The following is a 23,929-nucleotide window of genomic DNA, read 5'->3' as shown; positions in this document are numbered from 1 at the left end:
GTCGGGCGATGTGGACCGACGGTCCAGCGACTGTACCCCGATGGGGTACCTCGCCGCGACGCCTCGAACGTCTTGGACGACAGGCTCGCGTCAGTCGGCGAGGAACCGCGCGAGCAGCTCGGTCACCACCGCCGGCTCCTGCGAGTGCACCCAGTGCCCTGCTCCCTTGACCGTCGCGCGGCGCACGCGCGGGAACAGCGCCTCCATCGCCGGACGGTGCTCGTCGCGCACGTAGCGCGACGCGCCGCCTGCGATCCACAGCACGGGTCCGTCGTAGACGCCGTCGACCTCGGGCCAGCCGCGGATCTCGCCGAGGTCGCGGCGCAGCACCTCGAGGTTCGACATCCACGCCCACGCGTCGCCGTCGCGGCGAAGGCTCTGCAGCAGGAACGCGCGCACACCTGGGTCGGGCACGGCGTCCGCGAGCGCCGCGTCGGCGTCGGCCCGGGCGCCGATGGTGCCGAGGTCGATGGCGAGCATCGCGTCGATGAACCGCCCGAACTCGTCGGACTCGCGATAGGTGACGGGTGCGACGTCGACGACGCACAGCCGCGACACGAGCTCAGGGTGTCGCAGCGCCGCGAGCATCGCGACCTTGCCGCCCATCGAGTGGCCCACGAGCGCCGTCGGCTCGTCGAGCAGCCCGGCGATCGCATCCGCCATCGCGACGAGGTCGATGCGGTCGGTCCACGCCGACCTGCCGTGGTTCGGCATGTCGACGAGCGTCACACGGTGGTCGTGGCTGAGCGCCTTGCCGATCTGCGTCCAGTTGCGGCCCTGGCCGAACAGGCCGTGGCAGAGGACGACGGGCGAGCCGTAGTCGCCGAGTCGGGTCACGTGCAGGTCGCTCACCGTGCCATCCTGCCGCGTCGCCGACCGGTGCGGGACGCTACTCCCTGCCGTCCTCGAGCGGGATGAGCATCGTGCGGAAGTCGCCCGGCTGCGCATGCAGCTGCCAGATGCGGTCGGCGACGGAGTCGATGCCGTGCTCGAGCTGCAGCTTGGGGATCGCGCCGGGGATGACGAGCTGCGCGACGCGGATGCCCTCCTCGGCGAGCGCGTCGTGCAGCATCTCGCCGTACGCGCTCTCGGCCGGGAATGCGACGGAGGTGCCTGCGAAGCCGTGCCGCGCCTGCACGGACGTGCCGCCGTTGACGAGGACGATGCTGCCCTCGCCTGCGGCGCGCATCGCGGGCAGCACGGCGCGGGCGGCGTGGATGAGGCCGAGGGCCGAGAACCGCAGCGCCTCGAGCGCGAGCTCGGGCGTGAGGTCGAGCACGGGCTTCAGGTAGTCGCGCGACGGCAGCGGGCTGTACTGCAGCACCGAGATGGCGCCCAGCTCGCTCGCGGCGTGCTGCAGCGCTGCCTCGAGGGCGGCGGGGTCGAGGACGTCGGCCGCGTAGCCGTGGGCGTCGATGCCCTCCTGCTGCAGGTCGGCGGCGAGCGCGTCGAGCCTCGCCTGGTCCCTGGCGACGAGCGCGACGGCGAACCCCTCGCGTGCGAAGCGTCGTGCGACGGCTGCGCCGAGTCCAGGACCGGCGCCGATGATGGCGATCGTAGGCATGCACCCATCCTCGTCGAGCGTGCGCGCGTCGGCGCGGGGTTGCGCGGACTCGATCGACGGACCAGACGCGCGATCGGCGCCGCGGATCACCTGTCGCGCCACGGCCGCCGACGAGGTCGTGAAGGTCGCGGAGCAGCCCGGGAACGTGCCGTGGCGAGCGTGCCGTCAGAGCGAGGTCAGCAGCTGCTGCATCTCCTCGATCTCGGCCTGCTGCGTGTCGACGATGGTCTGCGCCAGCTCGACAGCGTCGGGCTCCTGGCCGTCGGCGACCTCGTCCTCAGCCATGGTGATCGCGCCCTCGTGGTGCTCGATCATGTGCTCGAGGTAGATGCGGGATGCGTCGACGCCGGTGGCGGCCTCGAGCTCCGCCATCTCGTCGTCGCTCATCATGCCGTCGTCGCCGTGATCCATGCCCTCGTGCTCGGACGCATCGACGCCCCACTCGTCGAGCCAGGTGCGCATCGTGTCGATCTCGGGTGCCTGCGCGTCCATGATGCGCTGTGCGAGGTCGGCGACGTCGGCGGGAAGGTCGTCCTTGGCGAGCAGCATCTCGGACATCTCCACCGCCTGCTCGTGGTGGGGGATCATCATCGACGCGAACATCGTGTCGGCGTCGTTGAAGCCGGCGTTCGACGACTCCGACGACGAGCCGGACCCGTGGTCCATGCCGTCGTCGTCTCGAGCCTGCTGGCTGCAGCCGACGAGGGCGAGTGCTGCCGCCGTGGTGGCAGCGAGCAGTGCGATCGTGCGTGCCATCGTGTGCTTCCTCCTCGTTGGATCCTTGGTGCAGTGCGAGCACGCACGTCGTGGCGCCTCGTGCTCGCTCGTCATCGTCGCTCGCTCGCCCCATCGCGCAGGATCGCTGCGGTGCTGCGTCCCGGCCGGAGGTCGAGGCGTCGCAGCAGCTGCGCGTTGAGGGCGACGACGATCGTCGACGCCGACATGAGCACGGCGCCGACCGACATCGGCAGGATGAAGCCGACGGGGGCGAGCACGCCGGCGGCGAGCGGGACGGACAGCAGGTTGTATCCCGCCGCCCACCAGAGGTTCTGCCGCATCTTCCGGTCGCTGGCTCGCGAGAGCTCGATCACCGACAGCACCGAGCGCGGATCGTCGCTGGCGAGGATGACGCCCGCGGAGGCGATGGCGACGTCGGTGCCGGCGCCGATCGCGATGCCCACTTCGGCCTGCGCGAGCGCGGGAGCGTCGTTGACGCCGTCGCCGACCATCGCGACCGTGAGCCCCTCGGCCTGCAGCTGCGCGACCTTCGCCGACTTGTCCTCTGGCCGCACGCCGGCGAAGACGCGGTCGATGCCGAGATCCGCGGCGACCGACTGCGCGACGGCCTCCGCATCACCGGTGATCATCACGACCTGCACGCCGAGGACATGGAGGGCGTCGACCGCTTCCCGCGACTCGTCGCGGATCTCGTCCGCGAGCCGCAGACCGCCGACGAGCGCACCATCGGCGACGACATGCAGGATGATCGCACCCTCCAGCCTCCAGGCGTCTGCGACGTCGACCTCGTCCAGCCCCTCGTCCTCGAGCATCCGTGGTCCGCCGACGCGCACGCGAGTCCCGTCGACGAGGGCGGTGACGCCGACGGCCGGCGACGACGTCGCCTCGGTCGCGGTCGGGATCGTCAGCGAGCGGCGGTGCGCGGCGTCGACGATGGCGCGGGCGAGCGGGTGCTCGCTGTCGGCCTCGGCCGCGGCTGCGAGGGCGAGCACGGCGTCGTCGTCGAAGGTGCCGACGGGGTGCACGGCGATCACGGCCGGCTCGCCCTTGGTGAGGGTGCCGGTCTTGTCGAGCAGGACGGCGTCGACCGTGCGCATCCGCTCGAGCGCGAGGCGGTCCTTCACCAGCACGCCGCCGCGCGCTGCTCGTTCGGTGGCGATCGAGACGACGAGTGGGATCGCGAGGCCCAGTGCGTGGGGGCAGGCGATGACGAGCACCGTGATGGTGCGGATGACCGCCTGGTCGGGCATGCCGACCAGCATCCAGACGATCGCCGTGATCGCGGCGGCGCCGAGCGCGAACCAGAACAGCCAGCCCGCCGCCGTGTCGGCGATGCGCTGCGCCCGCGAGGTGGAGCCCTGCGCCTCGGTGACGAGGCGCTGGATGCCGGCGAGCGCGGTGTCGTCGCCGACCGCGGTGATCTCGACTCGGAGGCTCGAGTCGGTCGAGACGGTGCCTGCGGTGACGGCGTCGCCGCTCGAGCGGGTCACGGTGCGGGACTCGCCGGTGACCATCGACTCGTCGATCTCGGCCGTGCCCTCTGCGATGCGCCCGTCCGCGGGCACGCTGGCACCGGGCCGGACGATGACGAGGTCGCCGACGCGCAGGTCGGCTGGCGAGACGGTCACGATCCGATCGCCCTCGACGCGCTCTGCCTCATCGGGCAGCAGCGCGGCGAGGGAGTCGAGGGCGGAGGTGGTCTGCGCGAGCGAGCGCATCTCGATCCAATGCCCCAGCAGCATGATCACGACCAGCAGCGCCAGCTCCCACCAGAAGTCGAGCTCGTGCGCGACGACGCCGAGGCTCGACAGCCACGATGCGACGAACGCGACGGTGATGGCGAGGGCGATGAGGAGCATCATCCCCGGCTGCTTCGCGCGGAGCTCGGCGACGGCGCCGGTGAGGAACGGCCACCCGCCCCACAGGTACATGACGGTGCCGAGCACCGGCGAGACCCATGCGACCAGGGGCACGTCGGGCAGGTCGTAGCCGAGCAGCATCGAGAACATCCCCGACAGCGTCACCGTCGGCACGGCCAGCACGAGCATGATCCAGAACAGCCGGCGGAACTGCCCGACGTGATCGCCGTGGCCGTGATGCCCGCCGTGGTCGCCGTGCTTCGTGTCGGCGCCGCCGGTGTGGCCGGCGTGCGATGCATGGTGGGCGTGCGTGACCGGCGCCGTGGATCCGGGGGCATCGCGATGCGCATCGCCGCGCAGCGGTCGCTCGGCGTCGTGTCGGTCGTGGTCGTGCGCGTCCATGCGTGCTCCCGCGGTGGGTTCGGGTCGGGGTTCGCGCATACCCCCATGGGGTACGGGCGGTGCCCACGATACCCCATGGGGGTATGCCGAGCAAGGTGCCCGCCGGAAGCCGACCTCAGCCGCGCTCGTCCCCACCGGTCGCGTGCGAACGGGTGGGTGACCGATCTTCGGTCGCCCACCCGTTCGCAGTCCGCGTCAGTGCTGCAGTCGTCGACGCACGACCACGCCGGTGCCCACGGCGAGCAGCAGCATGCCGGCGATCAGCCAACCCGCCGCGACGTCGTCGCCGGTCCGCGGCAGCGACGTCGATGGTGCGCCCGGCACGGGCGCGCCGGGGCTCGTCGACGTGTCGGGCGTCGCGGGCGGCGTCGTGACCGGCGGCACGTCGAGCGTGTTCGTCAGCGTCACGTGCACGACCTCGTCGCGGCCGATCGTCACGGTGTCCGTCGACAGCTCGGGGCTGGCCCACGTGGCGCCCTCGATGGCCACCGGCGTCACCTCCGACAGCGTGAGCACCGCGCCGACGGGCAGCTCGGGCGAGGTCACGACCGTGCCGTCCGCTGGCAGCGTCAGCGTGCCCTCGCCAGCGGAGAAGCCCGGGCCTGCGGGGTACGAGTAGGCGAGCTCGAACGCGGCGTCGTCGGCCACGAGCGAGGCACCGGAGCCCTCGACGACCTTGGTCGCGCTGAACGAGCCCGTCGCGACCGTCGCCGTGTTCGTGAGCGTCACGGCGGTGGTGGTGCCGCCGTCGACCACGAAGTCGTTCTGCGAGAACGCCGGCGCGGCCCAGTCGACGTTCGCGGGTGCCGTCGGCGCGGTCTCCTCGAGGTGCACGGTCGAACCGGCCTCGAGCTCGGGGCTCGTCCACGTGCCGTCCTCGGCGACGTCGAACGTGCCCTCGGTCACCTCGCCGGACGGGGCGGTGGCCACGTAGGTGCCCGAGAACTGCAGGCCCGGGATGGGCTGGTCGCTCCAGAGCACGTCCTTCGCGATCGAGAACGAGCCGACCCCATCGCCGGAGCCGGTGCCGCCGCCGCCCTGGCGCACGACCTCGCCCGACACGGGCACGGTCTGCTCGCCGGCGAGCGTGATGTCCGCATCGTTCTCGTACGTGCCGGCTGCGCCCCGGTCGGTGACGGCGGTCGTGACGAGCACGACGTACGTCCACCCCGCCTGCGAGGTGAACGAGAGCGTGTCGCCGCCGGTGACGGTGAAGTCGTCGGCGGGCAGCTGACGCCAGTTCGTCGGGTAGCCGTTGGCGTCGTACTCGTTCGTCGCACCCAGCTGCATGCCGGGGTCGGTGAGCTGCAGGTGGTCGCCGAACCGCTCGGTCACGGTCACGTCGATGCCGCCAGCCATGCCGCCGACGGGCGCGGGGACGTTGACGTACCACTGGATGCGGTCGTTCGCGCGGTCGTACGCACCCCACTTGCCGTATCCCTGCCCCTCGTACACGCAGTCGGTGCACGGCTCGCCCGGCGGCGCGACGGTGACGGTGCCGGTGACGCTGCCGAAGTCGTAGACGACCTCGGTCTGCTCCGTCACCTCCGTCGTCACCTGCACCCAGAACTCGAACGTGCCCGAGAGGTTCCTGGGGTGCTCGGCGATGTAGGCCGAGTCGAGGTCGCAGACGATCTGCGTGGCCGTCACGGCGCAGCTGCCCATCGCGACGCCGCTCGGGTCGAGCAGGTCGAACGCGTCGGTGAGGCCCTGCAGCCCCTCGGGCAGCTCGACGACGAACCCGGCGGGCGTCGCGGGGTCGTCGGGCAGCGACCATGCACCGCTGAGCTCCGCCGAGCTGCCGCTCACCACGGTCTCCTCGGTGAACGTCACCGACGTCAGCGTCGCGGTCGTCGCATAGGGCGGGGCGGCCTGAGCCGCGGCCGCGGCCCCGAGTCCGACCATGAGTGCAGCGGCCGTGATCGTCGCGGCTCCCTGCAGGGCTCGTGCTCGTCGCATGTGTTCTCCTCGTTCGTGGAGCGCGCGTCTGCACGCCTCCCCCAACGAGGACGAGGGAAGGGCGCAGACGTGACGGCGCCGTGAGGATCCACCATGCGGTGGGGTACACGCCGGAGGACATCCTCGCCAGCCTCCAGCGCGAGCACGGCAGCACGCGCACCGTGCGGCGCGCACATCGGACGCCCTGGCGCTCCTGCATACGATCGACCCATGCCTCGCTCCACCGTCGTCATCGCCAGCCTCGTCGCGTCCGCCGTCGTCCTCTCGGGGTGCTCCGCATCCGAGCCCGAGCCGGAGTCCGACGTCGCCGCGGTCGACATCGGCGCGCCTGCCTCCGAGGCGACGGCACCCGGCACGGCGCTGTCGTTCGGCGAGCCAGCCTGGGTCGAGGCTCCGCAGGGACCAGACGACAACGCCGGTCTCGTGGGTCTCACGGTGCTGCAGATCGACGCGCAGGATCCCGCGACGTTCTGGGACGAGCAGTACGGCGACGACGCGGACGAGTTCGCAGGCCTCACGCCCTACACGGTCGTCACGCAGACCGACTTCACCGCCAACCCCGTGCCGGAGTCGTACTTCCCGACCGAGCCGCAGGTCGTCGGCGTCTACCCGGACGGCGGGTTCTCGCAGTTCGCGGTCACGGCCGGCGGAGGACGCGGGAACGACTGCGGCCTGACGCTGCCGGAGTGGGATCCCTACGACGACGAGCAGCACACGCTCCTGTCCTGCTACGTGCTGGGCGCGGAGGAGGGGCAGACGATCGACGCCGTCGCCTACGCCGCCACGAGGTACACCGAGGTCGCCATCGGCTCGGGACCCTACTGGGACGCGCCGGTGGTCTGGACGCCGTAGCCGACGTCAGTCGGCAGCGGCTCGCCCGTCGCCGACCGCGTCGGTCGACGGTCTCGGAGGACGTGCTCACTCCGTCGCCGTTCTTCGAGCAGGGAGCGCGCCGCGCGCGAGCAAGCGGACTGCCGTGAGGACGGTGACGAAGATCGCCACCACGACCAGCTGGCCCCACCACGCTCCCTCGAAGGAGAGGAAGACGACCGGGTTCCACAGCACGATCGCCAGCGCCGCATGTGCGATCGCGGCCGGCAGCGTGACCCATGCCGAGCGGCGCGTCGAGGCCGCGACCCAGCATCCTGCGAGCGCGACGGCGAAGGCTGCGAACACGGCCACGTCGGGCACGATCGGGTCGAGGAGGCCAGGACCGGACACTCCTTCTCCTCGGCGGCAGAGCTGGCGCTGGCAGAACCGCACGACGTACGCGGGCACGGCCGCGCCCGGATCGCTGGACAGCGTCAGCAGCACCCGCCCGATCGCTGCGGTCAGCGGCACGAGCGCAGCCGCGGCCACGAGCGCGAGCAACCGCCGGCGCTCCATCGCTCCGCGACCGCGGCCAGCGTCTCGGGTCGTCACCGCTCCCTCCGGCTCGGCTCGTCGATGATCGCGTGCTCCAGCGAGCGCTGCGACGAGAGCTCGGCGTCGGCGCAGAGGCGCTCGACGACGAGGTCGCGCGGCTGATTCCCGGTCGTGGTCGCGTGTCGTGGGCCCGAGCGCATGGCCCGAATGGTGCCATCTCGGATCGGGCGCCGCCCCCGTGGATGCTGAGCATGAGCCGGGCGCGGGCCGTGCCAGGTGCGCTGGCCGAGGGCCTTGCCGCCTGACGAGCTCGTGGAGGCCGCGAGCGCGACGTCCAGCAGCAGCGTGACTCGAGCTCGCTGGTCGGCGCACGGACGTCGAGACCGTGTCACCTTCTTGCGCCTCCTCCGTCTCTTGCAGAGGACGCCTTGGCGTTCGGGAGGAGGACGAAGGCCATGGCTGCTGTGTTCGCGAACGACGACTCGACCGCGTCGGAGCTGCTGGTGCTGCCCACCCGCAGGCCGCCGCGGACACCGCGATCGTCGGCTCGCCTTCAGAGCCTGATCGATGCGGCGGCGGTCGTGCTGGCGCGTGATGGCCGCGAGGCGTTGACGACCTCGTCGGTCGCGAAGGAGTCGGCCAGCTCGATCGGGACCGTGTACACCTACTTCCCGGACCGTGAGGCGGTGTTGCGCGCCGTCGCGCATCGCAACCGGCAGCACGTGCACGACGCGGTGCTCGCCCTGGCTGCCCCGACTCCCGAGCGCTTCATGGACGTCCTCGTCGATGCATACCGGAAGGACGCGGCGCTGCGATCGCTGGGATTGGGTCTGGGGACGATCGAAGATGGGGCGGCCGAGCAGCTGCTGTGGCTTCGGTGCGCCGAGCTGCTCATCGGACATGTGCCAGCGTCGCACCGGCTCGCCACGTGGTGCCAGCTGGCACACGCGAGCGTCGCGTCAGCGTTCCGATACGTCGCGCACGGAGACGAGTTCTGCCTCGATGTGGCCCGAACGCTGCTGCTGTCCTTCCCCGAGGTCTCGTCGTGGGGTGAGCCGTCACGACGTCGATAGCGTGCCGGCGCGCGCGACAGGCCCCGACTCGGCGCATCCTGCGCCGGCACCGCCCACCAGGAGACCCACGACGACCAGGGCGAGCGACGAGCTCGCCAGGGTCAGCACGTCCTCAGGCGCCACGAGGTCGCTCGGGGTCCGAATGGTGAGCCTCGGTGGCAGGTGCGGGAACGCTGATCGAGGCCGCGGTGAACGTCAGCACGTCACGACGGCGGATCGCGGCGCGATGACGCTCGAGGATGCGGCGATCGTGCCGGACGCAGGCCGACAGCGACCCCAGCGCTGCGACGGCGGAGGCGACAGTCACGGTGATCGCTGCTGTGACGACGAACGACATCGGTGCAGCCTCTCGGATCGACGGGTGTGGCAGGGACGGGCATCGCCCGCACCGTGTACCTCTGTAGACGGGGTTCGGCGCCATCGGTGACACGTGTCACGAACCGTGTCGTGCGTCGTCGGTCGTCGTGTGAGGAACGCACTCCCGCCGTCATCCCCGTCCGATGCGACGCGCGATCCGCTGTCATGGCTCGAAGCGCAGCCACCCCGCCCGAACGGGCGTCACGCGCGACCTGGCGGCCCTGCCGTGATCCCGCCCGTGCTCTCCCACGCGGCGAATCGGACGCGTCGCGTGTCGCTGGCTCGGCGCATGCTCGAAGGAGCGCTGCGTGCGACTCGGCGCGGCATCGCTTCGCGACGGTCCGCGTAGGCGCGACTAGGCGCATCCCCGGCCGACCGTCGTCGGAGCCGGGGTGGTGGTTCGAGCGTCGAGGTCCGCCAACTGCAGCCGTGATCGCTCGAGCCCGCTCTCGTACGGCACGTGACCGGTCGTCCGCATCGACCAGTGCGGACCCGAGGAGCAGTGGCGTCGCATGTGCGATCCGGTCGAGGTCCATCGCGGCGGCCGTCGTCTCGACCGTAGATCCCGCAGCACCCGACGTGCACGGCGGCGTCGGGCCTCTGGCGCATCCCCCGCCCGCGCAGTAGACTTGAGCCAAGCAGACTCAAGTTTCAGCGGGTCGCCGAGAGGCCGCCCGCATCGCATGGCAGAGAAGGAGACCACATGGCACGCATGGGAGGGATGCAGCCCGGCCAGCAGGATCAGCGCAGCGCGCTCGAGCAGTTCGGCACCGACCTCACGGCGATCGCACGCGCCGGCCGTCTCGATCCGGTCATCGGCCGCGACGCCGAGATCCGCCGCATCAGCCAGGTGCTGTCGCGTCGCACGAAGAACAACCCCGTGCTCATCGGCGAGCCCGGCGTCGGCAAGACCGCCGTCGTCGAGGGTCTCGCGCAGCGCATCGTCGCGGGCGACGTGCCCGAGTCGCTCAAGGGCAAGTCGATCGTCACGCTCGACGTCAACGCGATGGTCGCGGGCTCGAAGTTCCGCGGCGACTTCGAGGAGCGCATGAAGAACGTGCTCTCGGAGATCCAGAAGGCCGACGGACGCATCATCACGTTCATCGACGAGCTGCACATGATCATGGGCGCAGGCGCCGCGGAAGGCAGCCAGGGCGCATCGAACATGCTCAAGCCCATGCTCGCCCGCGGCGAGCTGCGCCTCATCGGCGCCACGACGCTCGACGAGTACCGCGAGTTCATCGAGAAGGACGCCGCCATGGAGCGGCGCTTCCAGCAGGTGTACGTCGGCGAGCCGTCGGTCGAGGACACCGTCGCCATCCTCCGCGGCCTCAAGGAGCGCTACGAGGCGCACCACAAGGTCACCATCGCCGACTCCGCGCTCGTCGCCGCCGCCTCGCTCTCCAACCGGTACATCACCGCGCGTCAGCTGCCCGACAAGGCCATCGACCTCATCGACGAGGCCGCATCGCGCCTGCGCATGGAGATCGACTCCGCCCCCGTCGAGATCGACGAGCTGCGCCGTTCCGTCGACCGCCTGCAGCTCGAGCGCCTCGCGCTGCGCAGGGAGCGCGACGACGCCTCGAAGGCGCGCCTGGCCACCCTCGAGCAGCAGCTGCAGCAGAAGCAGGCGCAGCTGGGCGACCTCGACCGGCGCTGGCAGGCCGAGCGCACCTCCCTCAACCGCATCGGCGGGCTGCGCGAGCAGCTCGACGAGCTGCGCATCCAGGCCGAGCGTGCGCAGCGCGACGGCGACCTCGAGCGCGCCTCCCGCGTGCTCTACGGCGACATCCCCGGCGTCGAGGCGGCGCTGAAGGAGGCGGAGGCCGGCGAGAGCGGCGAGGGCCGCATGGTCTCCGACCAGGTCACCGCCGACGACATCGCAGGCGTCGTCGCCGCGTGGACCGGCATCCCCGTCGGCAGGCTGCTGCAGGGTGAGACGGAGCGGCTGCTGCGCCTCGAGGACGAGCTCGCCTCCCGCGTCGTCGGGCAGCGCGAGGCGGTCGGTGCCGTGTCGGATGCCGTGCGCCGCTCGCGCGCAGGCGTCTCCGACCCCAACAAGCCCACGGGCTCCTTCCTGTTCCTCGGCCCGACGGGCGTCGGCAAGACGGAGCTCGCGAAGGCGCTCGCCGAGCTGCTGTTCGACGACGAGCGCGCGCTCGTGCGCATCGACATGTCGGAGTACGGCGAGAAGCACTCCGTGGCACGCCTCGTCGGCGCCCCTCCCGGCTACGTCGGCTACGAGCAGGGCGGCCAGCTGACGGAGGCCGTGCGGCGCAGGCCGTACTCGGTGGTGCTGCTCGACGAGGTCGAGAAGGCGCACGCCGAGGTGTTCGACCTGCTGCTGCAGGTGCTCGACGACGGGCGCCTCACCGACGGGCAGGGACGCACGGTCGACTTCCGCAACGTCATCCTCGTGCTCACCTCCAACCTGGGCTCGCAGTACCTCACCGACCCGACGATCGACGCTCGCACGGCGCACGACCAGGTGATGGCGACCGTGCGGCAGGCGTTCAAGCCGGAGTTCGTCAACAGGCTCGACGACATCGTCGTGTTCGACTCGCTGTCGGTGGCGGAGCTGGGGCGCATCGTCGACATCCAGGTCGGCGGCCTCGATCGGCGGCTGCAGGAGCGGCGGCTCACGGTGCACGTGTCGGAGGCGGCCCGCAGGTGGCTGGGGGAGCGCGGCTACGACCCGCTCTACGGCGCGCGGCCGCTGCGACGCCTCATGCAGCGTCAGATCGACGACCGTCTCGCGCGGGCCCTGCTGGCGGGCGAGATCCGCGACGGCGACGTCGTGCAGGTCGACGTCGCGCCCGGCGGCGACGGCCTGTGGCTCGGCCCCGAGGGTGCGACGCCGCCCGCCGCTGCCGCTCCGCAGTGGTCCTTCGATCCCGATGCCGACCCGGCGCCGCCCTCCTCCGGCTCCTGACCCCGCCCGATCGGTCATTTCTGCCTCCTGATCGGGCAGGAGTCGCGGCGATCCGGCCACGGAACCTGCAACTCCTGCCCGATCGAGGGGAGGATGAGGGCATGACCGTCCCCGAGATGCCCCCGCACGGCAGCGACGAGCTGCGCGCGATCGTCGAGCGCGACGAGCGCGAGCTCGTGTTCGACGCCTTCACCCTCGACGACGCATGGAGCCTCGGCACCCTGCTGCGCGACCGGGCGATCGAGCTCGGCCACCCCGTCGTCATCGGCATCGTCGTCGGTGGCCAGCGCCTCTTCCACGCGGCGCTGCCTGGCACGACGCCCGAGAACGACCGCTGGCTCGAGCGCAAGACGAACGTCGTGCTGCACTTCCACCGGTCGTCGCTCGGCGTCGGCGAGCGGTTCCGCGCTCGCGGTCAGGACTTCGCCGAGGCGCGCCTCGACCCCGCGACCCACGCGGCGCACGGCGGCGTGCTGCCCATCACGGTGCGTGGCGCCGGCGTCGTGGGCGCCGTCGGCGTCTCCGGCCTGCCGCAGCTGCAGGACCACGCGTTCGTCGCAGCCGTCGTGCGCGACTTCCTCGCCGCGAACCGCGACTGACGCGACGGGCGGCCCGCATCCGACGGAGCCGTCCGCATCGTCTCGACTGGTCACCGTTGCACGCTGACTGGTCGCGGTTGCACGCAGACTGCGACCAATCGGGTGCAACCGTGACCAGTCAGGGTGCAACCGTGACCAGTCAGGGTGCAACCGTGACCAGTCAGGACCGAGCCCGGGGATGCGCGCGGCATCCGCGGGGCGCTAGACTGAGGGAACCTGCGAGCAGATCTGCTCGCCCGCGTCGTGGACGCGCCCCTGCATCTGCCGGATCCCATCGGCCGGGCAGCCGGGCACGGAACTGCGGCGAACGAACGCGACGACCGTCGCGATCGCCCTTCCGAAGCGACGACGCCCACCGCCCATCCGGCACGCCCCAGCGTGCGCGTGGGCCGACATGGCATGCCAGAGCGCTGCCAGAGACGAAGACATGAGCACCACCACTCCCACGAATCCCGCGCCCACGCAGGCGCCCACCTCGAACGGCCAGGAGCACGCAGACCTGCCCTCGTTCGCCGACCTCGGCGTCAGCCCCCGACTCGTCGAGGCTCTCCGAGGCATGGAGCGCACCTCGCCGTTCCCCATCCAGGCCGACACCCTGCCGGACACGCTCCGCGGTCGCGACGTGCTCGGCCGCGGCAAGACGGGCTCGGGCAAGACGCTCGCGTTCGCGATCCCGCTCGTGCAGCGCCTGAGCGGCGAGCTCGCAGGCGGCCGTCGCCGCAAGGGCCTGCCCCTCGGCCTCGTGCTCGCCCCCACCCGTGAGCTCGCGACGCAGATCGCCGCGACCATCCGCCCCCTCGCCGAGGCCGCGGGCCTCAGCGTCACGACCATCTTCGGTGGCGTGAAGCAGGGTCCGCAGGAGACGGCGCTGCGGAACGGCGTCGACATCGTCGTGGCGTGCCCCGGCCGCCTCGACGACCTCATGAAGCAGCGCATCGCGAGCCTCGAGGCCATCGAGATCACGATCATCGACGAGGCCGACCACATGGCCGACCTCGGCTTCCTGCCCGTCGTCACGCGCATCCTCGACAAGACGCCGCAGTCGGGCCAGCGCATGCTGTTCTCGGCGACGCTCGACAACGGCGTCGACAAGATCGTGAAGCGCTTCCTGCACGACGAGGTCATGCACTCCGTCGACGAGGCGAACTCGCCCGTCGCCGCGATGACGCACCACCTGTTCGAGGTCGGCGCCGACGACAAGATGGCGCTCGTGCGCACCCTCGCGTCCGGCTCGGGCCGCCGCATCCTCTTCACCCGCACCAAGCACCAGGCGAAGAAGCTCGCGAAGCAGCTCACCGCATGGGGCATCCCCGCGCACGACCTGCAGGGCAACCTGTCGCAGAACGCACGCGAGCGGAACCTCGGCGCGTTCACCGACGGCTCCGTGAAGGTGCTCGTCGCCACCGACGTCGCCGCACGCGGCGTGCACGTCGACGACATCGAGCTCGTGGTGCACGTCGAGCCGCCGCTCGAGCACAAGTCGTACCTGCACCGCTCGGGCCGCACGGCGCGCGCGGGCTCCGCAGGCGACGTCGCGACGGTCATGATGCCCGCGCAGCGCTCCGACACCATGCAGCTGCTGCGCAAGGCCGCCATCGCGGTGCAGGCGCAGAAGGTGACGGCGACGTCGGATGCCGTGACGCGTCTCGTGGGCGAGGTCGCACCGATCGTCGAGCCGAAGCCGGGTGGCCCGGGCTCTGGCAACGAGATCCCCGTGCAGCAGGGCGCTGGCGGCGGTGGGCGTTCGCGCCGCGGCCGTGGCGCAGGTGCGGGCGTCGCAGCCGGCCAGGGTGCAGGCGACGGACGCGCACGTCGTGACCGCTCGGGTCGCCCCGAGACGAAGCAGCGTCGCGCAGGCGAGGGTGCAGCCGCGGGCGGCCAGGGGCGCGGCCAGCGCTCCGAGCTGCAGGGTCAGGGTCAGGGACGCGGACGCGGCCCGTCGACCGGTGGCGGCCAGGGCGCAGTCGGCGGCCAGGGCCGCGGCCGTGGCGCCGGTCAGGGTGGTGGCGGTCAGCGTCGCGACGACCGCGGCCCGCGTGGCGGCTCGTCGGTCGCATGGTCGTCCGGCGGCGGCGGCTCGCTGCAGGACGGCGGCCGCTCCGGCGGTCAGGGCCGCTCCGGCGGCGGCTCCGGCCGTGGCGCCCCCCGCCGCGCGCAGGGCTGACGCGACCGCAGCGACGCTGCCGGGTGCTCGCAGCATCCACCCACTCGACGCCCGCATCCTCCTTCGAGGGTGCGGGCGTCGTCGTGCGCACGCCGTGCGTCGGCTCCACCACCTGGGGCTCAGCCGCGTGACCCCATCGGCACGAGCCCCTGCACGACCTCCTGCAGCACCTCGCCGACCGTCGACGCCACGACGTCGATGCCGCCGAACGCGTCGGCCCCGGCACGCACGAGCAGGACGCCGACGATGCCGACGACCCACGACGTCATCTCACCCGCCTGCCGCATGAGCCAGTCGTTCACCCGCTGCAGCCACGGCTCCACCGCCCGGTGCGCGACGAGGCGCACGGCGAGCAGCACGAGCGCAGGCAGCACCATCACGACGACGTAGCCCGTCAGCACGGCCCCGTGCACCGGCAGCGGCATGTCGGCGCCCTCCATGATGCCGATCGCCATGAGGTAGGGCAGCAGCGTCGCCACCTCGATCGCCGTCGCGGCGAGCGCGAGCCCCATGAGGGGTGCCACCGATCCCGACTCGGCGTCGAGCGCTCGGTCGCGCCAGCGCAGCATGCGCCGCGGCGCATCGCCTGCGCCGCGCCTGCCCAGCAGCACCGCCCCGACGATGAGCAGCGCGCCAGCACCCATCACCACCGCACCGCCGACCGGCGACGCGAGCCACGACCGCAGGTCGTCGAGCAGCAGCCGCGCCCCGACCGACAGGAGCACCCCCACGACGAGGTAGAAGCCGGCGACGGTGCCGAGGTAGGCGAGCATGCGCGGCACGCTCGGCCTGGTGGAGGCGAGCAGCAGCCACAGGGGGATGAGCAGCGTGCCGAAGCTCGTCGAGTCGGCGAGCGCCAGCAGCACGAGCGTGCCGACGGTGGGGAGGTCCATGCGTCCACGCTCGCGCGCGCCGCAGGCGCGCGCGTCGGCGGAACGATGCAGGCGCACCCGCCGGCGATCCGTCGTTCGGATGACCCGCCGCGCGCTCTGCCGTGCTGGGATGGGTGCATGGCCGGCCCCCGCACGCCCTTGGACGAGTACGTCCTGCCGCTCGTGCGCTACCGTTCGCGGCTCGGCGTCGTCGCGATCGCGCTGCTCGCGCTCGGCGCGGGCATCGCTGCGATCTCGACGGGCTTCACGTCGGCCGCCGACCCGACGCTGCCGCTCGGGCAGCCGTGGATGCCGTACGTCATCGCCGCGGGCTCGGCCGCGTTCCTGCTCGCGAAGCTCGCGCATCCGATCCTCGCCGTCGCAGGCGCGGGCCTCGTGCTCGTGGTCGACGTGGGCTTCGTGACCGGCAGCCTCGGGCTCGTGTCGGTGCTGGCGTTCTTCGACGCGATCTACGCGGCGATGCTGCACCGGCGCGAGCGTCTGCGGCACGGCTCGCTCGCCGCCGCGGCTGCAGTGGGCGTCGCGATCTGCATCGTGTGGCTGCGCGACGGCGACGTCGACCTCGTCAACGCGCTTCGGTTGGGCCTGACGCTCGTGCTGCTCATCGCAGCCCCCACGGTGTGGGGCATCTCCGTGCGGCAGCGCGACGAGCTGCTCGCCGCCGAGACGGCGCGGGCGGATGCCGTGGCGCGCGCCGCCGCTGCCGAGCGCGAGAGCGCCGTGCGCCTCGAACGCACGGCGATGGCGCGCGAGCTGCACGACGAGCTCGCCGCGCGGCTGTCTGCCATCGCGCTGCAGTCGGCCGCGCTCTCGGCGCGCACGCCCGCCGACGACGCCGCTGCCGCATCCATCCGAGCCATGCGGTCGTCGAGCGTCGAGGCGCTCGAGGAGCTGCGGCAGCTCATCGACGTGCTCACGTCCGGGCGCGACGACGAGGGCGTCGCGGTGGGCATCGACGACGTCGAGGCCCTGCGGCGCGACGCGGAGCGGTTCGCGGTCGACCTGGATGCGCAGGTCGACGTGCCTGAGGACTCGCTCGGCTCGGCGGCCTCCCACGCGCTCATGCGCATCGCGCGCGAGGCGCTCGTGAACGCCGCCCGGCACGCGCCGGGCGAGCGGGTGCGGCTGCGTGCGCAGGTCGACGGCGACGCGGCGACGCTCGAGGTCGAGAACGCGCTCGTGCACGGTGCTGCCGCAGCCGACGGCAACGGCCTCGGCACCGCGATCATGGCGCAGCGGTGGCACGCGGTGGGCGGATCCGGCCGCGTGGGAGCGACGGACGACGGACGATGGATCGTGCACGCGAGCGTGCCGAGGCAGGAGGCGGGCGCATGAGCGACGAGCGACAGGCACCGATCAGGGTCGTCGTCGCCGACGACCACGCCGCGGTGCGCGCAGGCATCGCGGCCGTGCTCGCCGCCGACGCCGGCATCGCGGTCGTCGGCGAGGCGGCCGACGGGCGCGCGGCGGTGCAGCAGGCGACGGCGCTGCGGCCCGACGTCGTGCTCATGGACGTGCGCATGCCGAGGCTCGACGGCATCGCGGCGACGCAGGAGGTCGTGGCGCTCGGCGTGGCCGTGCTCGTGCTCACGACGTACGACGTCGACGAGCACGTCGACGGTGCGCTCGCGGCGGGCGCATCCGGCTATCTGCTGAAGACGGCCGAGCCGGATGCGATCATCGCGGGCGTGCGCCGCGTGGCGGCAGGCGAGGGCGTGTTGTCGCCGGAGGTGACGATGCGCGTGCTCGATCGGTTGCGTGCCGCCGCACCCGCAGCGCCAGCGGCGACGCCCGTGGGCCTCGACGACCTCACCGCGCGCGAGCGCGAGGTGCTCGCCGGCCTCGGCGCAGGCCTGTCGAACGCGCAGCTCGCGCATCGGCTCGGCATCTCGGAGCCCACGGTGAAGACGCACGTGTCACGGGTGCTCGCGAAGCTCGAGGCCCCGTCGCGCATGCGTGCGGCGATCGTCGCACGCGATGCGGGCCTGGCGTGACCTGCGCGTCCCACCCCACGACGAACCCCTGCGAGGCTCTCGGCCGCTTGTGACGTGAAGACCGGCCGAGAACCTCAGGAGATCGGTCGATGGGGTCAGGCCAGGGGCAGCGCGAGGCTCGCCGAGCCGATCGCCGTCGACCAGCGGCCGAGCGCCGCAGGCACGATGCGCCTCGGCTGCGGCACCGACTGCAACGGCGCGAGCGCGTCGAGCTCCTGCTCGATGATGGGCAGCAGGATCGACTGCGCCGCCATGCCCACCGAGCCGCCCAGCACCACGACCTCCGGGTCGAACGCAGGCAGCATGCGCCGCAGCGCAGCCGCGATCGCGATGCCCGCATCGCCGACGGCGCCGATGGATGCCCCATCTCCGGCGAGCGCGGCATCCACGAGATCCTTCGCCGTCACCGGCAGGCCACCAGCGAGATCCCGTGCGGCCGCGATGCGCGAGCCGACGCGCGCGAGCGCCTGCCCGCCCGCGAACGCCTCCAGGCACCCGTGCGCCTCGCACGAGCACAGCGGGCCGTCCTCGACGACCGTCACATGCCCGAGCTCGCCCGCGAACCCGTGCGCGCCCCGCAACGGCTGCCCGCCGACGATGAGCGCACCGCCCACGCCCGTGCCGAGCGACACGAGCAGCAACGACTGCGTGCCGCGCCCCGCACCCAGCCGATGCTCGCCGAGCCCGTGCGCGTTGCCGTCGTTGTCGACGACGACCGGCAGCCCCACGCGAGCCGAGACCGCGTCGCGCACGGGGAAGTCGCGGATGCGGAAGTGCGCGGCCCACGCGATCGTCGACGCATCCGGCGTGAGCCATGACGCGATCCCGAGCCCCAGTCGCTCGGCTGCGGGCTCTCCTGCGGCGGCGAGCGCGTCGCGCAGCTCGTCGGCGGTGCGCACGATCTCGTCGAGCAGCGCCTCCGACGAGCGGATGCGATGCTCACGCCAGCTGCGGTGCAGCACGTCGCCGTCGCTCGTCATCGCGACGCCCGCGACCTTCGTGCCACCGACGTCGATTCCGAGCACAGTCACCGCACCATCCTGCCGTGCCGTGCATGTCGCGTGCGTCGCGGGCCGCGCGTGGGCATGCGTCTCGCCCTGGGAGGATGGACGCCGTGCGCATCCTCGTCACCGCCTTCGAGCCGTTCGGCGGCGACGCCGAGAACGCCAGCCGCGAGAGCGTGCTGCTGCTCGCCGAGCGTGGCGTGCTGGGCGTCGACGTCGTGACCGACGTGCTGCCCGTCGCCTTCGCCACCGCGCCGCCCGCGCTGCGCGCCCTCGTCGCGCAGCATGCGCCGGACGCCGTGCTCGCCGTGGGCGAGGCGGGCGGACGCAGCGTCGTGACGCCCGAGCGACACGGCCGCAACCGCATCGACGCGCGCATCCCCGACGGGCTCGGCGCGCAGCCGCGCGACGTGGCGATCGACGACGGGCCCGAGCTTCGGCCGGCGACGCTCGACGTCGACGGCCTCGTCGCCGCGATCCGCGCCGCGGGCGTGCCCGCCGAGCCGTCGCAGGACGCCGGCGGCTTCGTGTGCAACCGCATCGCGGTCGAGCTCGCGGCGCTCGACGTGCCCGCTGCCTTCGTGCACGTGCCCGCGGTGCGGTCGGTCGGCGTGGCAGGCGTCGGCGACGAGACGGACGCGGGCGCCGATGCGCGCGCTCACGATGCTGGCGGTGGGGCGGTCGCGCCCGCGTTGACGATCGCCGATCTCGCGACCGCTCTGGATGCCTGCGTGCGCGCGGTGGTGGCGGAGGTCGCTGCGCGCTGATCGACGGGGCGCGGATGCGCCCCTCGCCGCGGTGCGATGTGCACGCCTGCGGGTCACCGAGCGTGCATGCGCACCTGGCGCGCCGTTGCGGCGCACATCTCGCCGTCGCGGGCTCAGCGCGCGGCGTCGGCAGCGGCCGCGGCGCGCGCGACCCACCTCGGCGTCTGCGACGGCCGCAGGTGCGGCAGCAGGGTAGCCGACGTGCACGCCTCGACGAGCTGCACCACGCGTCTGGCTCGCGTCTCGTCGCGCTTCGCGCTCGCGACCCAGTGGATCGCGGCGCGGCGGTAGCCGGGCGTCGCAGCCTCGAGGAACGCCGTGGCGGGCGGGCTCGCATCGAGCACGGCCTGCTCGGCGTCGGCGAGCGCGACGACGGCCTGCTCGTGCGAGTACGTGCCGGTGCGCTCCGGCGTGCGCCGCTCGTAGGCGGCGATGCCCGCAGGCTGCATGCGCCCCTCGACGAGCAGGCGCTCGACGTGGGCGACGTTCACGGCAGACCAGATGCTCGACGGCTTCCTGGGCGTCCACCGTTGGCGGCGCGTGTGCTCGTCGATGGGCTGCGAGACGGAGTCGATCCAGCCGACGCAGAGCGCCTCCGGCACGGCCTCAGCCCAGCCGAGCCCGGGATCTGCAGCGGGCGACGAGCGCTTGTGCAGGCCCATCCACAGCTCGGTGGCGGTCTCGTGGTTCGCCGCGAACCAGGCGCGCAGCTCGGCGGCGTCGCGGAAGAAGACGGCGGGTCGATCGTCGCTCCCACCAGGCGTGCCCGGCTGCGTCATGCCGCCAGCATGCCACCAGCGCCCGACGCGATCGCTGCGCGGCAGCGCATCGACGGCGGCTACGCCGTCGCGACCGCCGCACGCACCGCAGCGGCGAACGCGTCGACGTCGGACTCCGTCGTGTCCCACGAGCACATCCAGCGCACCTCGCCCGACTCGCCGTTCCAGTCGTAGAAGAGGAACGACTCGCGCACGCGGTCGGCGACGCCTGCTGGCAGCGACGCGAAGACGCCGTTCGACTGCGTCGGCTGCACGAACGTCACGCCCTCGACCCCCTCGAGCGCGGCACGCAGCCGCGCAGCCATCGCGTTCGCGTGCCGCGCGTTCTCGAGCCACACGTCGCCGTCGTACAGCGCGAGCAGCTGCGCCGAGAGGAACCGCATCTTCGACGCGAGCTGCATCGACGTCTTGCGCAGGTACGTGAGCCCGTCGCCCGCGCGCTCGGACAGCGTCACGACCGCCTCGGCGGCCAGCGCGCCATCCTTCGTGCCGCCGAGCGACAGGATGTCGACGCCCGCGTCGGTGAGGAACGAGCGCAACGGCGCATCGAGCGCGGCAGCGGCGTTCGCGATGCGGGCGCCGTCGACGTGCAGCAGCATGCCCTTGCCGTGCGCGTGGTCGGCGAGCGCGCGGATCTCGTCCACGGTGTACAGCGTGCCGATCTCGGTGGACTGCGTGATCGAGACGATGCCGGGCTGCGCGCGGTGCTCGTCGCCGAAGCCCCACGCCTCGCGGTCGACGAGCTCGGGGGTCAGCTTGCCGTCGGGCGTCGGCACGGCCAGCAGCTTCACGCCGCCGACGCGCTCGGGCGCGCCGCCCTCGTCGACGTTGATGTGCGCTCCGGTCGCGCAGATCACGGCACCCCAGCGGGGCAGCGACGACTGCAGGGCGAGCACGTTCGCGCCCGTGCCGTTGAACACGGGGAACGCCTCCGCGTGCTCGCCGAGGTGCTCGCGCACCACCTCCTGCAGCCGCGCCGTGTACGGGTCGGCACCGTAGGAGACGACGTGGCCGGCGTTCGCCGTCGCGATCGCCTCGAGCACGGCCGGGTGCACGCCTGCGTAGTTGTCGCTCGCGAACGTGCGGATGCTGGGGTCGTGGATCTGCTGCACGGCTCCATCCTCCCGGTTCGCGGCGCATCCGCCGAACGGCGAACGCCGAAGGCGGTCCCCACGTGCGTGGGGACCGCCTTCGATCGTGCATGCGGCCGCGAGGGCCGCGCCTGCGTCAGGCCGCCGTGCGGCGACGCACCACGAGGCCGATGCCTGCCAGCAGCAGCAGCGCGGCGAGCGCGAGCGCCGGGCCGGCGAGCTCGCCACCCGTCTGCGGCAGCGTTCCCTGACCGCCGCCTGCGCCAGGAGGCGTCGACGGGTCGGTCGGGGCCGGTGCGCTGGGTGCCGGGTTCGACGGCTCGGGTGCCGTCGGCGGCACGGCGGCGGCGTCGACGGTGAACTCGAGCACGACGCCGTCGGTGGGCACGCCTGCGCCCGTGACCTCGTACGCGACGAACAGCTGGCCGTCGACCGTGTCCTCCGGCACCGTGATCGTCACCGATGCGCGGCCGGTCTCGTTCGAGTCGACCACGTTGTCGTTGTTCACGGCGACCTCGGCGAGCACCGTGCCGGGGGCGGCGGCGGGCTGCACGAGGTCGGCCTCGGTCGAGGCGCCCGTGGACGTCGCACCCGAGTCCATCGTCGTCGGCAGCGACGGCAGGTTGCTGCCCACGACGGAGGCCGTGACGAGCTCGGCCTGCGGCTCGGTGCCCGTGAACGAGAGGGACGACAGGTCGATCGTGACCTGCTCGCCCGGGGCGATGGCGCGCGACAGGTCGGTCACGTAGGTGATGCCGATCGACTGCTGTCGGTACGTCGGTGCCAGGTTCGGGCGGTCGGCGAGGAAGTCGGCGGTCGCCTGCCAGTCGATGACGCCCGACTCCTGCAGGTTGGTGCCCTCGCCGAGCACCGAGAAGCCATCGGTGCCCTCGAGGAGGAACGTGTTCGACGCGACACGGTACGTGCCCGCGGGATCGATGGCCTCGAAGCCCTCGTCGGTCTCGAGCAGGATCTGGCTGACGCGCTCGCCGACCGCTGCGCTCGGGTCGTACAGGTACGACAGGCGCGAGAGGCCGAGCGCGAGCATCGGACGGTCTCCCTGGCCGAGGAACTGCTGCTCGAGGAGCGTGTCGACCTGTGCGCCCGTGAGGTCGACGGTGCCGATCGTGTTGCCGAACGACGTGACGTTGAACGCCTCGGCGAACGTGACGGTGCCGTCGGCGTTCGGGTCGAGGTCCGCTCGGAGGCCACCGGGGTTCATGATGCCGAAGTCGGCGTCGAGGCCGAAGTCGTTCACGGTCTCGAGCGCGATGTCGGCGACGAGGTTGCCCAGCGGCGACTCCGCGCCTCGGTGCTGCGGCGTGCCGACGTTCGGCGCGCCCTCGTTCGAGGCTGCGTTGAACGGTGCGGCGATCGTGCCCACCGGCTCCGAGCCGAGCTCGTCGGCCGTGCGGAACGCCTCGCGGACCGTGGCTGCGACGGTGGGGTCGAAGCCTGCGCCGGGCACCTGCTGCTCCTCGGGCACGGTCGCATCCCACTCGTACTCGTCGACGGTGAGGTTCTCGACCGTGTCGTAGACGATCTCGCCCTCCGTCGGGATGGTGAGCCGCACGTGGCCGAGCAGCGAGCCGGAGGCCTCCGACTGCACGATCGGCGCACCGCTGGGGGTCTCGCCGATGAACCCGACGTGCGAGTGGCCGGTGAAGACCACGTCGACGTCGGCGCCGATGCCCTCCGAGACGACCGCGTGGCCCTCGTGCACGAGCGCCACGACGACGTCTGCCTCCGGGTTCTCAGGGGTGTCGACGCCGTCGGAGAGCAGGGCTGCGTACTCGTTCGTCGCCGCGACGGGGTCGTCGAAGCGCAGACCCTCGATGCCGCTCTGGCTCACGATCGTCGCCGTCTGCTGCGTGACGGTGCCGACGTAGCCGATGCGCACGCCCGCGTCGGTCGTGACGATCTCGAACGGCGGCAGCACGGGCTCGCCCGTGACCTCGTCGACCACGTTCGCGCCGAGGTACGAGAAGTCGGCTGCCGGCACGACGTCGTCCATGAGGGTGTCGAAGCCCTGGTCGAACTCGTGGTTGCCGACGGCCGAGACGTCGAGCCCCGACTCGTTGAGCACCTCGATGGTCGGCGCATCGGCGTCGACCGCCGACTCGAACGTCGAGCCGCCGATCGAGTCGCCCGCGGAGGAGAAGACGGTGTCGTCGTTCGCGGTGCGGAAGGCTGCGACCTGCGCGGCGATGCTCGGCGACTGCACGAGCGCGCCGTGGAAGTCGGTGATGTTCAGCAGGTCGACGGTGATGCTGCCGTCGTCGTTCACGGTCGCGGACGCCGGCGCTGCGATGCCGAAGCCCAGCGCGATGGCGCCGGCTGCGGCGACGGCGGAGAGGGCTCCGCGGCGCACGTTCGATCGGGGCATGGG

At 72.5% G+C, this 23,929-nt stretch carries 20 protein-coding genes; 8 read left to right on the top strand and 12 right to left on the bottom strand.

Going from position 1 to position 23,929, the window contains the following annotated elements:
* Nucleotides 1–90 precede the first annotated feature (90 nt).
* From ACZ6H8_RS04880 to ACZ6H8_RS04860, 5 genes are all read right to left on the bottom strand, one after another.
* A complete protein-coding gene (locus tag ACZ6H8_RS04880) occupies nt 91–852 on the bottom strand; it encodes an alpha/beta fold hydrolase (RefSeq protein ID WP_464145009.1) in 762 nt (253 codons plus the stop codon).
* Nucleotides 853–889: 37 nt separating this feature from the next.
* Nucleotides 890–1,564, bottom strand: coding sequence for an SDR family NAD(P)-dependent oxidoreductase (locus ACZ6H8_RS04875; RefSeq protein WP_464145007.1), 675 nt, complete (start codon nt 1,562–1,564; stop codon nt 890–892).
* Nucleotides 1,565–1,729: 165 nt separating this feature from the next.
* Nucleotides 1,730–2,320, bottom strand: a complete 591-nt coding sequence (locus ACZ6H8_RS04870) for a DUF305 domain-containing protein (RefSeq protein WP_464145006.1) — start codon at nt 2,318–2,320, stop codon at nt 1,730–1,732.
* A 71-nt stretch (nt 2,321–2,391) separates the two neighbouring features.
* Nucleotides 2,392–4,563, bottom strand: coding sequence for a heavy metal translocating P-type ATPase (locus ACZ6H8_RS04865; RefSeq protein WP_464145003.1), 2,172 nt, complete (start codon nt 4,561–4,563; stop codon nt 2,392–2,394).
* Between the two features lie 195 nt (nt 4,564–4,758).
* Complete coding sequence (locus ACZ6H8_RS04860; protein WP_464145000.1) at nt 4,759–6,522, bottom strand: DUF5979 domain-containing protein; 1,764 nt, start codon at nt 6,520–6,522, stop codon at nt 4,759–4,761.
* 210 nt (nt 6,523–6,732) lie between these two features.
* Here ACZ6H8_RS04860 and ACZ6H8_RS04855 point away from each other — a divergent pair, with 210 nt between their 5' ends.
* Nucleotides 6,733–7,374 (top strand): hypothetical protein, encoded by a 642-nt coding sequence (locus tag ACZ6H8_RS04855; RefSeq protein ID WP_464144997.1) that lies wholly within the window; start codon nt 6,733–6,735, stop codon nt 7,372–7,374.
* A gap of 66 nt (nt 7,375–7,440) precedes the next feature.
* Here the strand turns inward: ACZ6H8_RS04855 and ACZ6H8_RS04850 are convergent, their stop codons facing one another.
* Complete coding sequence (locus ACZ6H8_RS04850; RefSeq protein ID WP_464144995.1) at nt 7,441–7,944, bottom strand: hypothetical protein; 504 nt, start codon at nt 7,942–7,944, stop codon at nt 7,441–7,443.
* 398 nt (nt 7,945–8,342) lie between these two features.
* Here ACZ6H8_RS04850 and ACZ6H8_RS04845 point away from each other — a divergent pair, with 398 nt between their 5' ends.
* The gene (locus ACZ6H8_RS04845; RefSeq protein WP_464144993.1) at nt 8,343–8,960 is read left to right on the top strand and encodes a TetR/AcrR family transcriptional regulator; all 618 of its coding nucleotides are present in this window, start codon (nt 8,343–8,345) and stop codon (nt 8,958–8,960) included.
* A 112-nt stretch (nt 8,961–9,072) separates the two neighbouring features.
* Here ACZ6H8_RS04845 and ACZ6H8_RS04840 read toward each other — a convergent pair whose 3' ends face one another.
* The gene (locus ACZ6H8_RS04840; protein ID WP_464144990.1) at nt 9,073–9,297 is read right to left on the bottom strand and encodes a hypothetical protein; all 225 of its coding nucleotides are present in this window, start codon (nt 9,295–9,297) and stop codon (nt 9,073–9,075) included.
* Between the two features lie 723 nt (nt 9,298–10,020).
* On the opposite strand from ACZ6H8_RS04840, the gene ACZ6H8_RS04835 reads away from it, so the two are divergent.
* The 3 genes from ACZ6H8_RS04835 to ACZ6H8_RS04825 all read left to right on the top strand — a co-directional run bounded on the left by ACZ6H8_RS04835 (nt 10,021) and on the right by ACZ6H8_RS04825 (nt 15,012).
* Nucleotides 10,021–12,249 carry an ATP-dependent Clp protease ATP-binding subunit gene (locus ACZ6H8_RS04835; protein ID WP_464144988.1) on the top strand — a complete coding sequence of 743 codons (2,229 nt, stop codon included), beginning with the start codon at nt 10,021–10,023 and terminating at the stop codon, nt 12,247–12,249.
* Between the two features lie 101 nt (nt 12,250–12,350).
* A complete protein-coding gene (locus ACZ6H8_RS04830) occupies nt 12,351–12,848 on the top strand; it encodes a heme-degrading domain-containing protein (protein ID WP_464144986.1) in 498 nt (165 codons plus the stop codon).
* 556 nt (nt 12,849–13,404) lie between these two features.
* Nucleotides 13,405–15,012 (top strand): DEAD/DEAH box helicase, encoded by a 1,608-nt coding sequence (locus ACZ6H8_RS04825; protein WP_464145126.1) that lies wholly within the window; start codon nt 13,405–13,407, stop codon nt 15,010–15,012.
* 119 nt (nt 15,013–15,131) lie between these two features.
* On the opposite strand, the gene ACZ6H8_RS04820 is transcribed toward ACZ6H8_RS04825, so the two are convergent.
* Nucleotides 15,132–15,905 (bottom strand): GAP family protein, encoded by a 774-nt coding sequence (locus ACZ6H8_RS04820; RefSeq protein ID WP_464144984.1) that lies wholly within the window; start codon nt 15,903–15,905, stop codon nt 15,132–15,134.
* 117 nt (nt 15,906–16,022) lie between these two features.
* On the opposite strand from ACZ6H8_RS04820, the gene ACZ6H8_RS04815 reads away from it, so the two are divergent.
* Nucleotides 16,023–17,240 carry a sensor histidine kinase gene (locus ACZ6H8_RS04815; protein ID WP_464144981.1) on the top strand — a complete coding sequence of 406 codons (1,218 nt, stop codon included), beginning with the start codon at nt 16,023–16,025 and terminating at the stop codon, nt 17,238–17,240.
* Entirely contained in the window at nt 17,237–17,899 is a 663-nt protein-coding gene (locus ACZ6H8_RS04810; RefSeq protein ID WP_464144979.1) for a response regulator, read from the top strand. Before ACZ6H8_RS04815 ends, ACZ6H8_RS04810 begins: the two co-directional genes overlap by 4 nt.
* Nucleotides 17,900–17,994: 95 nt before the next feature.
* On the opposite strand, the gene ACZ6H8_RS04805 is transcribed toward ACZ6H8_RS04810, so the two are convergent.
* Entirely contained in the window at nt 17,995–18,930 is a 936-nt protein-coding gene (locus ACZ6H8_RS04805; RefSeq protein ID WP_464144975.1) for an ROK family protein, read from the bottom strand.
* 74 nt (nt 18,931–19,004) lie between these two features.
* On the opposite strand from ACZ6H8_RS04805, the gene ACZ6H8_RS04800 reads away from it, so the two are divergent.
* The gene (locus ACZ6H8_RS04800) at nt 19,005–19,670 is read left to right on the top strand and encodes a pyroglutamyl-peptidase I (RefSeq protein WP_464144973.1); all 666 of its coding nucleotides are present in this window, start codon (nt 19,005–19,007) and stop codon (nt 19,668–19,670) included.
* Nucleotides 19,671–19,783: 113 nt separating this feature from the next.
* Here ACZ6H8_RS04800 and ACZ6H8_RS04795 read toward each other — a convergent pair whose 3' ends face one another.
* From ACZ6H8_RS04795 to ACZ6H8_RS04785, 3 genes are all read right to left on the bottom strand, one after another.
* On the bottom strand, nt 19,784–20,449 hold the full coding sequence (locus tag ACZ6H8_RS04795) for a YdeI/OmpD-associated family protein (protein WP_464144969.1): 666 nt from the start codon (nt 20,447–20,449) through the stop codon (nt 19,784–19,786).
* A 59-nt stretch (nt 20,450–20,508) separates the two neighbouring features.
* Complete coding sequence (locus ACZ6H8_RS04790; RefSeq protein ID WP_464144967.1) at nt 20,509–21,561, bottom strand: threonine aldolase family protein; 1,053 nt, start codon at nt 21,559–21,561, stop codon at nt 20,509–20,511.
* A gap of 115 nt (nt 21,562–21,676) precedes the next feature.
* On the bottom strand, nt 21,677–23,926 hold the full coding sequence (locus ACZ6H8_RS04785) for a bifunctional metallophosphatase/5'-nucleotidase (RefSeq protein ID WP_464144965.1): 2,250 nt from the start codon (nt 23,924–23,926) through the stop codon (nt 21,677–21,679).
* Nucleotides 23,927–23,929: the final 3 nt, after the last annotated feature.

Source organism: Agrococcus sp. AC640b, from assembly GCF_979255995.1.
This window is presented reverse-complemented; position numbering and strand designations above follow the sequence as displayed.